This window comes from Dietzia alimentaria 72, assembly GCF_000226215.1.
Classification (GTDB): domain Bacteria; phylum Actinomycetota; class Actinomycetes; order Mycobacteriales; family Mycobacteriaceae; genus Dietzia; species Dietzia alimentaria.
Map to the genome: position 1 here is coordinate 335,651 of NZ_AGFF01000007.1, position 12,262 is coordinate 347,912.

14 protein-coding genes and 1 tRNA gene are annotated in these 12,262 nt (G+C 66.4%); 9 read left to right on the forward strand and 6 right to left on the reverse strand.

What is annotated here, in order from left to right:
* The first annotated feature begins 3 nt into the window (after positions 1 to 3).
* The gene (locus tag ON04_RS04005; protein WP_010540300.1) at positions 4 to 540 is read left to right on the forward strand and encodes a hypothetical protein; all 537 of its coding nucleotides are present in this window, start codon (positions 4 to 6) and stop codon (positions 538 to 540) included.
* Positions 537 to 1,364, forward strand: a complete 828-nt coding sequence (locus ON04_RS04010) for a hypothetical protein (RefSeq protein ID WP_010540301.1) — start codon at positions 537 to 539, stop codon at positions 1,362 to 1,364. Before ON04_RS04005 ends, ON04_RS04010 begins: the two co-directional genes overlap by 4 nt.
* 29 nt (positions 1,365 to 1,393) lie before the next feature.
* Here the strand turns inward: ON04_RS04010 and ON04_RS04015 are convergent, their stop codons facing one another.
* From ON04_RS04015 to ON04_RS04025, 3 genes are all read right to left on the reverse strand, one after another.
* Positions 1,394 to 2,848: an alpha,alpha-trehalose-phosphate synthase (UDP-forming) gene (locus ON04_RS04015; RefSeq protein ID WP_010540302.1), complete on the reverse strand. Its 1,455-nt coding sequence runs from the start codon at positions 2,846 to 2,848 to the stop codon at positions 1,394 to 1,396.
* A gap of 31 nt (positions 2,849 to 2,879) precedes the next feature.
* Positions 2,880 to 3,065, reverse strand: coding sequence for a hypothetical protein (locus ON04_RS04020; protein ID WP_010540303.1), 186 nt, complete (start codon positions 3,063 to 3,065; stop codon positions 2,880 to 2,882).
* A gap of 70 nt (positions 3,066 to 3,135) precedes the next feature.
* Positions 3,136 to 4,518, reverse strand: coding sequence for a threonine/serine exporter family protein (locus tag ON04_RS04025; protein ID WP_238529225.1), 1,383 nt, complete (start codon positions 4,516 to 4,518; stop codon positions 3,136 to 3,138).
* 76 nt (positions 4,519 to 4,594) lie between these two features.
* Between ON04_RS04025 and ON04_RS04030 the strand changes: the two genes are divergently transcribed.
* From ON04_RS04030 to ON04_RS04045, 4 genes are all read left to right on the forward strand, one after another.
* Positions 4,595 to 4,667: transfer RNA gene (locus tag ON04_RS04030), tRNA-Thr, on the forward strand.
* 98 nt (positions 4,668 to 4,765) lie between these two features.
* Positions 4,766 to 4,963, forward strand: a complete 198-nt coding sequence (locus ON04_RS04035) for a hypothetical protein (protein WP_141564615.1) — start codon at positions 4,766 to 4,768, stop codon at positions 4,961 to 4,963.
* A 68-nt stretch (positions 4,964 to 5,031) separates the two neighbouring features.
* Positions 5,032 to 5,406: a nuclear transport factor 2 family protein gene (locus ON04_RS04040; RefSeq protein ID WP_010540306.1), complete on the forward strand. Its 375-nt coding sequence runs from the start codon at positions 5,032 to 5,034 to the stop codon at positions 5,404 to 5,406.
* A gap of 33 nt (positions 5,407 to 5,439) precedes the next feature.
* Positions 5,440 to 5,832, forward strand: a complete 393-nt coding sequence (locus tag ON04_RS04045; protein ID WP_010540307.1) for a nuclear transport factor 2 family protein — start codon at positions 5,440 to 5,442, stop codon at positions 5,830 to 5,832.
* A 45-nt stretch (positions 5,833 to 5,877) separates the two neighbouring features.
* Here ON04_RS04045 and ON04_RS04050 read toward each other — a convergent pair whose 3' ends face one another.
* Positions 5,878 to 6,306 (reverse strand): HIT family protein, encoded by a 429-nt coding sequence (locus ON04_RS04050; RefSeq protein WP_010540308.1) that lies wholly within the window; start codon positions 6,304 to 6,306, stop codon positions 5,878 to 5,880.
* Between the two features lie 128 nt (positions 6,307 to 6,434).
* Here ON04_RS04050 and ON04_RS04055 point away from each other — a divergent pair, with 128 nt between their 5' ends.
* Both ON04_RS04055 and purD read left to right on the forward strand, forming a co-directional pair.
* On the forward strand, positions 6,435 to 7,139 hold the full coding sequence (locus ON04_RS04055) for a TetR/AcrR family transcriptional regulator (protein ID WP_010540309.1): 705 nt from the start codon (positions 6,435 to 6,437) through the stop codon (positions 7,137 to 7,139).
* Positions 7,140 to 7,252: 113 nt separating this feature from the next.
* Positions 7,253 to 8,509, forward strand: coding sequence for a phosphoribosylamine--glycine ligase (purD, locus tag ON04_RS04060; RefSeq protein ID WP_010540310.1), 1,257 nt, complete (start codon positions 7,253 to 7,255; stop codon positions 8,507 to 8,509).
* A gap of 210 nt (positions 8,510 to 8,719) precedes the next feature.
* Here the strand turns inward: purD and idi are convergent, their stop codons facing one another.
* Entirely contained in the window at positions 8,720 to 9,280 is a 561-nt protein-coding gene (gene idi, locus ON04_RS04065) for an isopentenyl-diphosphate Delta-isomerase (protein ID WP_050815256.1), read from the reverse strand.
* A gap of 42 nt (positions 9,281 to 9,322) precedes the next feature.
* The gene (locus tag ON04_RS04070; RefSeq protein ID WP_010540312.1) at positions 9,323 to 10,462 is read right to left on the reverse strand and encodes an acyl-CoA dehydrogenase family protein; all 1,140 of its coding nucleotides are present in this window, start codon (positions 10,460 to 10,462) and stop codon (positions 9,323 to 9,325) included.
* Between the two features lie 145 nt (positions 10,463 to 10,607).
* Here ON04_RS04070 and ON04_RS04075 point away from each other — a divergent pair, with 145 nt between their 5' ends.
* Complete coding sequence (locus ON04_RS04075) at positions 10,608 to 12,239, forward strand: AMP-binding protein (protein ID WP_010540313.1); 1,632 nt, start codon at positions 10,608 to 10,610, stop codon at positions 12,237 to 12,239.
* Positions 12,240 to 12,262: the final 23 nt, after the last annotated feature.

A 12,262-nucleotide genomic window follows, 5' to 3' on the forward strand; every position in this document is an offset into this window, starting at 1 on the left:
CCAGTGAAGAACCCTGACCGACGCGGTGGCCCGTCCGGCCTCGTGGTGGTGGCGACAGTCATCGCGGTTCTCGCGCTGATAGCGGCGCTCGTAGCGGGCGGACTGTGGCTGTCCGAACGCGGCAAGGCCGATTCCGTTCGAGCGGAACGTGCCTCGGCTACGGAGCTCGACGCAAACTATCGCGACTTCGCGAAGGGCGTCATGACCGACCTGATGACTATTCGTCAGGACACGCTCAAAGAGGATGTAGACAAGATTGTCGGCAAGATCGAGGGCGACTTCTCCGAGCAATTCGCCCCACGGCGTGACTCCTACGAGGAGGTCGTCAAGACCACCAAGGTCGCGGCGGAGGGCACCGTGAGCGCGGCGGCGGTAGAAACATCGGACCCAGAGCAGGCACAGGTCATCATGGCAATCGATCAGACTATCGCGAATCCACGGTCGAAGGATGGCGAGGATCGCCAGTACCGGATCCGAGTAACGGTCAACCGGCACGACGACGGCGTCATGAAGGTGTCGGGGGTGAACTTCATCCCGTGAGCAACGACTACAAGGATGAGATGCCCGGGGCCACAGAGTCCTCCAGCGGTCCGGGAGGTTCGGACATCCGAAGCTCTCGCCGGGCGCAGCGTGCAGCCGAACGTGCAGCGCGCACACAGCGCAAGGCCGACGCGGCCCGGCAGCGCGCCGTTGACGCAGCCCGAGCGGGGGGTCTCTTTGAGGGCATGGATGCGATGCCGCAGACCGATGCTTCGCCGACCGGTCGCCAGAGCGCACAGCGTCCGCCGCATGGGGGCGATGATGCAGGGAAACCACAGCCCGTGCCGCACGGAGAGAGCACGGACGCGGAGTCGCCCGCGACTCCGGGTTGGCTCGTCCCGGTTCTCGCCGCCGCGACGGTGATCTTTCTCGTTCTCGCCGGATTAGCGACGTGGGGGTACATCGAAGCCCGCGACGACACGGCGCTCGAGCAGGCCATCGCGGCCGCCCCGCAGGACGCCACGAACGCCGCTCGCGACATCACCACCCAGATGTTCAGCTACGACCATCAGACGGTGGATGCCGACCTCGCAGCGGTCCGGGAACAGCTCACCGACCCGGCGTTGTCCGAGTTCGTCGAGACGTCGATGCCCGCCGTGGCCTCCGCAGCCAAGCAGCAGGAAGCCACAGTCTTTGCGACGGTCGCCGCAGCGGCGACTGAAAAAGTTGTGGACGAAAACCACGTGACGGTGCTCGTGATGCTCAACCGGATGGTCTCGACCAAGGATGAGCCGAAAGCGGCCAGCTCGGCCTCACGGCTACTCGTCGACATGGTCCGTGGTGACGACGGGCAATGGAAGCTGGGCAAGCTCTCGTCACTGTGAGCGGGAGCGGCGCGGCGATGCCGTGAGACTCAGCTATCGTCCCCGGACGTGGCGTCGAGGGTGTCGAAGAATCTCCGTGCCCACTTGTGGACGTCGTTGCCGAGCACTTGCCGACGGAGTGCCCGCATCCGGCGGCGTCGATCTTCGGCCGGGTCGTTGATGGCGGCCATGATGGTGTCCTTGACACCGTCGAGGTCGTGCGGATTGCACAAGTAGGCCTGACGTAGTTCAGCGGCGGCGCCGGCGAACTCGGAGAGCACCAGCGCGCCCTCGCCGTCGGTACACGTGGCCACATACTCCTTGGCCACCAGGTTCATCCCGTCGCGCACCGGCGTGACCAGCATGATGTCAGCGGCCGCGTAGAACGCCGTCAGCTCCGTCTTGGGCACGGGACGGTGGATGTAGGTCACCACTGGGTGCCCGATTTCGCCGAACCGCCCGTTGATTCGGCCGACGGACTCCTCGATCCGGGACCGCATGATCTGGTACTGCTCCACTCGCTCACGGCTCGGCGTGGCCAACTGCAGGAGTGTCACATCCGCGACGTCAAGACGCCCCTCTTCAAAAAGCTCCTCGAGCGCGCGCAAGCGGACGTCGATCCCCTTGGTGTAATCCAGACGATCCACGCCCAGCATGAGGATCTTTGGAGATCCCAGCTCCTCGCGTAGTCGGGCGGCGCGGGTGAGCGTCTCACGCTTGCGAGCGAATCGGTCGACTGCAGCGGAATCGATGGAGATGGGGAAAGCACCCACCCGAACCCGGCGGTCGTCGACGCGGATCTCGGAGGCACGCCCCCGACCCGAGCGCAGGCGCCAGGAGGGATGGCCGCGCAGACGGTTGGCGAGGATGCGGAAATTGTCCGCGCCGCCGGACAGGTGGAAGCCGACCAGGTCGGCCCCCAGCATCCCCTCGACCAGTTCGGTCCGCCACGGCAGCTGCATGAACAGCTCCACGGGCGGGAACGGGATGTGGAGAAAGAACCCGATGGTCAGGTCGGGACGCAGTTCGCGGAGCAACTTCGGCACGAGGAGGAGTTGATAGTCCTGCACCCACACCGTGGCTCCGTGCGCGGCAGCGTCGGCGGTGGCCTCGGCGAACCGCGTGTTGATCTCCCGGTAGGAGTTCCACCACTCGCGGTGGTACTCGGGCGGCACCACCACGTCGTGGAAGAGCGGCCACAGCGTGGCGTTGGAGAAGCCCTCGTAGTACAGCTCGACATCACGGGTGGAGAGGGAGACTGAGTGCAGCCGTATGCCGTCGGCCTCAGAGGGTTTGGGCGCCGCATCCGGAACACCGGGCCAGCCGACCCAGGCGCCGGAGTTGGCCTTGAGGATTGACTCGAGCGCGGTGACGAGGCCACCGGGGCTCGCCTTCCAGGTCTCGTTGCCGTCGGCATCATGGACCAAGTCGACGGGGAGACGATTTGCGACGACGACGAAGTCGGCTCCCGCGTCTGTGGGCTCGTGCCCGGTCTCACCCGTCATCCAGGTTCTCCCTGTGCTGTCGTGGGGACGGTTACTCGTCGTCCGCGGGTTCCTGGGGCTCGGGGCCGACCCCCAGCATGTCGAGGAGCATGCGGCACTCCTCGGCGTCGGCCGCGTATGAGGCCACGATCCGGCGGGCCTGGAACGCGGTCTCGTCGGCGACCGGCTCGAGTTCGTCGATCGCGGGCTCCGGGCTTGCAGCGGCAGTCGATGCCATGGGTGTCCTCCTGTGGTCGGTGTGGACCGCAGCCCTGTTGAGGGTCCTGCCGTCCTCATGTGATTCTACGTCACTGGTCGGCGGCGGCGGACCGGCGCAGATTTCGGGTCACCCACTCACCGAACACGACGCCGGCCGCCAACGCCACCGCGATCGCCAACGCCTGGAACATCAGGCCGAGGCCGATGCCGGTCTGATCGCTCGTCAGGGCCGACAGTCCGCGGTACACCGACAGTCCGGGCAGGAACGGGGTGATTCCGGCGATCGTCACGACCAGGGGCGGGACCGTAGCGATACGAGCGAGAATGCCGCCCACCAGACCCATGAAGCAGGCCGCGAGGGCGGAGCCCACGACCAGGCCGAGACCCGTCGACAAGGTGACCTGGTAGATGAGCATGCCCATCGAGCCGACGGCCGCCGCGAGCAACGTCGCCCGCACGGTCGCGTAGCTGGCCACCGCGAACCCGGCGGAACCGACTCCGGCCGCGAATACAGCCACCACAAGCTCTGCATTCCCGGTGATTGACGGGTCGATCGGGGGAGGCGACATCCCTAGACGAGCGAATAACGCTAGGGCGATGGAGATGCCGCCGAGCACGCCGCCGGTGAGGATCATCGTCTCCACACCGCGCCCGGCTGACGTGACCGGAAACCCGGTGATGGCGTCCTCAATCGCGCCGACCAGGGTGAGCCCGGCGAGTAGGACAATGATGCCCGCTGCCACGAGTTGCGACGGTTTGATCTCGATGAAGACGTCGGTGAGGACCACATACGCCAGGAGGGCCCAGCCTGCGGCGATGAACCCCCCCACGACCTGCTGGAAGAACGTGGGCAGACGATGTCTGTCCAGGAACCGGTTGGAGTACATCAGCCCGAACGTCGAGACCATGGAGATCAGACCGGCCAGTGGGCTGCCGCCGAGCTGGATGACGATCGCGCAGCCCAGCATCGCCCAGCCCAGGACGGCCACCCGGAACGAATGCGGGTGCGGGGAGGAGACGATCGCCTCGACCTCGCTTGCCGCCTGGTCGATCGTGAGCTGTCGTCGCACTATGAGGTCGATGAGCCTGGCCACACGCGTCACGCGGGTCATGTCGACCGTGCGGTAGTTGATCACGCGGAGGACCGAGATCGGAGGACGTCCGCGGCGACGGTTGACGCCGATCGTCATGGCGGTAAAGGTGACCTCCACGGTCGCGCCCGGCAGACCGAATGCGGCGGCTACGGATTCCGCCTGTGCGACGGTGTCCGCCGCGCCCTCCCCGGAGGACAGGAGGATTCCGCCGATCTCGAGGGCGAGGTTCAGGACGTCGGTGACGGCGCCGTCGTCGTCGAGATCGACCGGGGCCATGGGCGACAGAGGTGGCTCGACAGCCAGGTCCATCGCCGATTTACGAACCCCGAGCCACGCTAGTGGGCGGGTGAGGGGCGCCAGTGCGTCTCGGGTCTCCACGCTGCACACCGTAGTCAAGAGCCCGGCGGGCGGTCGGGTTAGGATGTGTGTCGGCCCCCGCTTCGACGGTGGCCCCGCTGGAGTGGCGCAATTGGTAGCGCACCCGACTTGTAATCGGGCGGTTGCGAGTTCAAGTCTCGTCTCCAGCTCAACTAACTATGTGAAATCCCGTCAGGAAGGTCGGCCTTCCTGCGTTACTATCCGATCAGTTCGCACCATCGACGGCGACGATAGGAGAGTCGGAACCGTGAGCATGAACGCCGCACACACCGAAACGATCCACGAGGGAGTCGGCAGGTTCGGCGTCGACGTCGAGGTGTTTCAGGAGTACGGCGAAACCTGGGTGATCCTTCGTCAGGGTGCGGTCGAGATCTCGGTTCGTCCCGAAGATGCCCGTGGCATCGCGGACGCGCTATCCGAGGCCGCGGACTACGCCGACGAGTAATACACCGGAAGTTACCTGTGAGTAGACTGAACCTAACATCGGCCGTCACCCAGGGAGTCCCAGTCGAGATGGAGCAGTCGCCGGTCGAGATCGCCACAGCGTGGATGAACGCGCTCGTGGCGGGCGACGCCCATACCGTTATCAGCCTGTCCTCGCCCACTCTGATCTACACGACCGGGCAGGTCAGAAGATACGTGGGCCACCAGGGCGTTCACGACATGGTCTCGGATGTGCGAAGGCTGTCCGGGTTTCTCGTGATCTCGCTCCAAGGCGAGATTCTCGAGCGGGACGGTGTGGTCGCGCTCCGCAGGGTCGAGCGGTACACGATTCCCAGCGGAGGCTTCGAGATTCGCGCGTGCTCCTTCGTCGAAGTCGAGGACGGGGTCGTCACGCGGTGGGCAGACTACAAGAGCATGAAGAGCATCGACGAGATCGTCGGCTGATGGTGTCGCCGATCCGACTGCGCGGGGAGCGATATGAGTGAGTGTCAACCGTCGGCGGAGGGGCCGGGCAAGGTCGCCAGGAAGTTGATCGAGGCCGCGTTCTCGAATGACTTCGAGACCGCCAGAGAACTCTGCGCGCGGGACCTGGTCCTCAACATCGAGAGCATCCAGACCGTCAGGGGACACGACGGGTTGCGTCAGGTCATGGAATTCAATGCTGAGTTCTCCACCGACGTGAGCGTTGAGATCCACCACGTGCTCGAGTCGGGGGACACGGCTGCTATAAACCGCACCGTTAACTTAACTATCGCCGGTACCCCTCTCACGCTGGAGGTCGGTGCGTTCTTCACCCTGAGGGACGGGCTAGTCACCGAGTGGACTGACTACCAGGACATGCAGAAAGTCTCACGCGCGCTCGGGCATTGACTGCGGGCGGCTAAGAACCCAGGTGGGTCGGCGAACCCGCACTACTCACGCCTCGGGGACGAACTCACCGTGACCGAGCTGACGAAGTTCCCTCCGGATGGTCTCGGCCGCAGCGTCCGATTCCGCGGCTGGGGCGTCGGGATTCGCCAACGACAGGTCGAACCCGGACATGTCGTTGGCGGGGAAGACGTGAATGTGAGTGTGCGGGACCTCGAATCCGGCGATCAGGTAGCCGGCACGGACCGCGTCGAAGCCCTTCAGTACGGCCTGGCCCACGGCCTGGGCGACTTCGTTGAGGCGGGTGAGCAGCGCGGGCTCGAGATCGGTCCACTTGTCGATCTCCTTGCGTGGGACCACAAGGGTGTGGCCCGCCGCTACCGGGGCGATCGTGAGGAACGCGACTACCTCGGGGTCCTTCCAGACGAAGCGGCCCGGTAGTTCTCCGGAGATGATCTTGCCGAAAACCGATGTCATACGATTAGACTACAGATTCCGGCTATCGGGAAGACTTGGTTCCGTGGTAGTACGGGGCCTGATGGGTCAACGGCCGTTCACGCCCGTGGCGGTATCTGGTCCCCTCACCAACGCGAAGGAGCATCGACATGGTCGCGACAAGTGTTCCGACAGCAGAGGGCGCGCTGAAGAAGAAGTCCTATCACCACGGCGATCTGAGGAACGCGATCATCCAGGAGGCCACGGTCCGCGCCCGGCACTCGGGTGAGAAGGCGATCGTCCTACGAGAAATCGCCCCGCAGATCGGAGTCTCGGCGACCGCCGCGTACCGACACTTCGCGAACCGTCAGCAGTTGGTCGAGGAGGTCTCCCGACAGGGCTTCGCCGAGATGGGTAACCGCGTCATCGTTCCCGGGGTCCCCGCGCGACACGACAATCCGGCGCTGGCAGCCCTCGTGGACCTGCGCAATGCGGCCGTCGGCATGGTGGAGTTCGCGGTCGCGGAACCAACGTGGGCACGGATGATGGTGGAGAACATGGCGGGCTCCGAGCTCGTCGCGGAGCAGGCGGGCAAGGTCCGTGCGTTCCTCCAGGAGATCATCGAGCGGGGTGTCGACGCCGGAACCTTCCGCGCGGGCACGCGCATAGAAGACCAGCGCGCTTTCTGGGTAGCTGTCGACGGGCTCTCCGTGCATGCCATGTTCGGTGTGCATGCGAATGACTCGGCAGAGGCCGGGTGGGCTGCCGGTCGCACCATCGACCTCTGTATGACGGACATGCTCACCGATGAGGGTCGCCGGCTCCGCGACGATGCCGCGCTCGGGGGCGGTATCGTCACCGAACTGCCGCGCTGAGCAGGAGCCCCACCGTCGCCGACGCGAACGTGTGCGCGTTGATGTTGGGGGGCCGCGGGGTGATCTTGCCGGGCCAGATGGGGTCGTGTCGCGTGCGGGGCTAATGTATGCATGTGCGCATTCTCGTGATCGGTTCCGGTGCCCGTGAGCACGCCATCCTCGTCGCCCTCGCTGCGGATCCAGCGGTGACGGACCTCCACGCCGCGCCGGGTAATCCCGGCATGGTGCAAGCGACGTGTCATGACGTCTCAGTGACTGATCCCGCCGCTGTCACCGCGCTCGCACGGAGGATCGAATCAGATCTCGTGGTGATCGGCCCCGAGGTTCCCTTGGTGGCGGGCGTGGCCGACGCTCTTCGTGCGGCCGGTATCGCGGTGTTCGGGCCATCCGCGGAGGCCGCCCGTATCGAGGGATCCAAGGCTTTCGCCAAGGACGTGATGGCCGCGGCGGGCGTCCGCACAGCGCGCGCCGAGATCGTCGATTCTCCCGCGGATCTCGACGATGCCCTCGACCGCTTCGGCCCCACGTGGGTGGTCAAAGACGACGGGCTCGCGGCGGGCAAGGGAGTCGTGGTGACCCCCGATCGGGCGGCTGCCCACGCCCACGCGTTGTCCTGCCTGGACGACGGCCATCCGGTGCTCCTGGAGTCGTTCCTCGATGGCCCCGAGGTGTCCCTGTTCTGCCTGGTAGACGGCGAGACGGTCGTACCGCTCCTGCCGGCCCAGGACCACAAGCGCGTAGGCGAGGGCGATCGTGGGCCCAACACCGGGGGTATGGGGGCCTACACTCCTCTGCCCTGGCTGCCGGAGGGCATGGTCGAGCGGATCGTGACCGAGGTCTGTGAGCCGGTGGCCCGCGAGATGGTCGCCCGTGGGTGCGGGTTCTCCGGACTGCTGTACGCGGGTTTGGCGATCACCGCCGAGGGGCCCGAAGTGGTGGAGTTCAACTGTAGATTCGGCGACCCCGAGACCCAGGCGGTTCTCGCACTGCTGGAGTCCCCGCTGGGTGAAATCCTGAACGCGGTGGCCACCGGCCAGCTCGCGGGGCAGCCGCCTTTGGTGTGGAGGGACGGATCTGCAGTGACCGTGGTGTTGGCGGCTGAGCACTATCCGGCCACGCCGCGTCGGGGCGATCTCGTCGAGGGTTCAGAGCAGCCCGGTGTCTTCCATGCGGGCACCTCGCGGGACTCCGAGGGCCGCTTGGTCTCGGCGGGAGGTCGCGTGCTCTCCGTCGTCGGCACCGGCGACGATCTGGCGGGAGCGCGTGCAGAGGCGTATCGGATACTCGACGGCGTGTTGCTCCGGGGCGGGCATTTCCGACGCGACATCGGGCAGGCAGCCGAAGAGGGACGCATCAGCATCCCCGGCTGACTCTCTCGGCCACGCGCGGGCACTCTCGTACATCCAGACAGCGCATCCGCCACCACTCACGCTGCATTCCCGGCTTACGCTGGGGAAATGGACGATAATCGGCCCATAAACTGCCAGAAATCGGACAAGCAGGCAGCGTGACTCGCGGAGCCAGCACAACTCCCAGCGGGTGCGCTGGCGACGTGTCCGCGCCGCCCTGGAGCCGGATACTCAGCGGGCGTAGAGATCCATTTGCGGCACCTGCGCCACCATCCAGGGGCTGAATACGAACGGGGTGGCGTCGACGGACGTTCGGATGTCCTCGGGCCGGGCCCAGTGATGGGCGCAGACCTCCTCCGGTCGCGGGTGGAGATCGCCTCGGATCCGCGCGGTGAACACGGGGCAGATCTCGTTCTCCACGATCCCTGAATCGTCGACGGCCAGGTAGCGGAAGTCCGGGATCGCGGGCTCAATCGAGTCGACGCGTGCGCCGAGTTCTTGTTCGGCCCGGCGCACAATCGCGTCGGTCACATTCTCGCCGGGGGCAGGGTGGCCGCAGAATGAGTTGGTCCAAATTCCCGGCCATGTCAGCTTGCTCAGCGCGCGCCGACTGAGAAGGACGCGCCCGTCGTCGTCCACCAGGTGGCACGAGAAGGCCAGGTGGAGCGGTGTCTCGCTGGAGTGGATGACGGCCTTGTCGGCGGACCCGATGGCCTGGCCGTCTTCGTCGAGGAGCACCACCAGTTCAACGTCGCCGGAAGTGGTGGTGGGGGCGTCGGAGTGCGGTGACATGGTGCCCACACTAGGCGTTCGGTGGAGGCGGGGCGCCGAGTCTCAGTTGGTGAGGCCGCGAGCGATCACCAGCCGCTGGATTTGGTTGGTGCCCTCGAAGATCTGGGTGATCTTGGCTTCGCGCATGTACCGCTCGGCCGGGAACTCGCGGGTGTAGCCGACACCGCCGAGCACCTGGACCGCGTCCGTGGTGACCTTCATGGCGGCGTCGGTGGCAGTGAGCTTGGCGATCGAGGCCTCGCGTGAGTACGGGCGGCCGGCGTCCTTGCGGCGGGCGGCGTCGAGGTAGGTGGCGCGGGCGGAGCCGACGGCCGCGGCCATGTCGGCTAGTAGGAAGCCCAGTCCCTGGTGGCCGATGATGGTTTTGCCGAACGCCTCCCGCTCGTTGGCGTAGGCCACGGCGTCGTCCAATGCCCTCTGGGCGATGCCCGTGGCAACAGCGGCGATGCCGAGGCGGCCGGAGTCGAGGGCGGAGAACGCGATCCTCAGGCCGTCGCCCTCGGCGCCGATCAGGCGGCCGGCGTCGATCCGTGCCCCCTCGTACGAGGCAGTGGTGGTGGGCACGCCGTTGAGCCCCATCTTGTCCTCGGGCTTGCCGAAGTGCAGGTTCTCCGTGTCGCCCGGGACGAGGAGGCAGGAGATACCTCCCGAACCATCTCCGGTGCGGAGAAAGGTGTTGTAGACGTCGGCGACCCCGCCGTGGGTAATCCACGACTTGGTGCCGGTGACCACGTACTCGTCCCCCTGCCGCTCGGCCCGACACCGCAGCGCCGCCGCATCAGAACCCGCCTGGGGCTCCGACAGTGAGTACGCCCCGATCTGCTCACCGGCGAGCATTCCCGGCAGCCACTCGGCCTTCTGCTCGTCGGTGCCGACCGTGGCCAGGGGGAAACAGGACAGTCCGTGGACGCTGGTCGCCACCGCGACAGCTGCCCACCGGGCACCGAGCTCCTCGAGCACCTGCAGGTACACCTCGTACGGCTGGTCGCCGCCACCGAACTCCTCCGGGTAGGGCAGGCCGAGCAATCCGACTTCGCCGAGCTGGGCGAACAGCCCCTCCGGGTAGGTGTGGTTGCGCTCGTGCTCCGCGGCGACGGGCTCCAGGAGCTTGTCCGCGACGTCGCGGGTCATCTCTAGCAGCTCGTACGCCTCGTCGGTGGGGAGCAGTCGATCCACGGCCATGGGGTCCTCCGGTTGCGTGCAGGTGTTCTCGCCTTCTCATTAGAGTGCACGCGGTCGCACCGGAAGTGCCAGCCCCGAAAGCGGGGGTGCCCGTCGGTGGGTGGTGGTGGCGGTCAGTCCGACCTCTACGCCAGACTCTGGTGGTATGACCCAGAACACCGCGTCCACGCCCCTGTCCCCGGAGCAGTTGCTGGCTGTCTACGACGTCCCCGGCGCGAGTGCCGCGGAGTTCCTCTGTGACCGTCACGATCCGTCGGCGGTCGCCTTCACGGTGATCGACGCCGACCTCTCCGGTCGGGACATCACCTACGGCGAGCTGAAGACGGAGAGCGAGAAGGTCGCCGCGGCCCTGGCGGAGCTCGGGGTGGGCGAAGGCGACAGGGTGGCCACACTCATGTCCAAGTCGGTGGATCTGGTCTTCACCCTCATGGGAATATGGCGCCTGGGTGCCGTGCACATGCCGCTGTTCACCGCCTTCGCATGGCCGGCCATCGAGATGCGGCTGAACGGCGGCGACGCCAAGGTCATCGTCTCGGACGCCGACCAACGCGGCAAGATCGAGAAGACCCAGGCACCAGTCGTGGTGGCCGGTCTGGCCGACTGCCCCGAGGCCCGCGAGGGCGACATCGACCTGGCGACCCTCGTAGCTGCGCAGAAGCCCGGCCGTGCGGCCGCGGTCACCGGACCCGAAGCCGGAATGGTCATGCTGTTCACCTCTGGCACCACCGGAAATCCCAAGGGTGTCGTGGTGCCGGTCCGCGCGCTGGCCGCGTTCCACCAGTACATCGAGACCGGTCTGGACGTCCGTCCCGACGACGTGTTCTGGAACGGTGCCGACCCGGGCTGGGCATACGGTCTGTACTACGGCATCCTCGGACCGCTGACGGTCGGTCGCCGAAGCCTGCTGCTGCACGCCCGTTACTCACCGGAGCTGGCGTTCGCGGTCCTGCAGTACTTCCACGTCACCAACTTCGCGGCAGCGCCGACCGTCTATCGGACGATGCGAGCCAAGAAGGACATCGCGCCCACGGGTGTGCGCCTGCGCCGCGCCTCGGCAGCCGGTGAGCCGCTCACGCCCGAGGTCATCGAGTGGTCGATCGAGCAGTTCGGTGTGGAGGTCCGCGACCAGTACGGGCAAACTGAGCACGGCATGTTCATCATCAACCCGTGGCACGACTCGCTCCGAGAGGACGTCCGCCCCGGGTCCATGGGTGTGCCGCTGCCGGGTTGGTCGTGCGCGGTCCTGGCCGCTGATGCGGACGAACCCGCCGAGGTGGGCGAGATGGGTCGGGTGGCGATCGACGTTCCCGCCAGCCCGCTCATGTGGTTCACCGGTTACCACGAGGCCCCGGAGAAGACCGCCGAGCGGTTTAGTCGGGACGGCCGTTGGTACTACACCGGTGACGCTGCCAAGCTCGACGACGACGGGCACTTCTACTTCTCGAGTCGCGATGACGATGTGATCATCATGTCGGGCTACCGCATCGGGCCCTTCGACGTGGAGTCGGTCCTGGCCAAGCACGCAGACGTCCTGGAGTCCGCCGTCATCGGTGTCCCGGACGAATTGGCCGGTGAGGTCCTCGAGGCGTACGTCGTCCTGCGTGACGGCGTGGCGGGAGACGCAGAGAAGGAATCCGAGCTGCAGAAGTGGGTCAAGACCGAGTTTGCCGCGCACGCGTTCCCGCGCCGTATCCACTTCAGCCGTGAGCTGCCCAAGACGCCTTCCGGAAAAATTCAACGATTTTTGTTACGGAAGGAACGCGCGGGGCAGGAGTGATCCGGGAGTGAATTGGGTCTAGC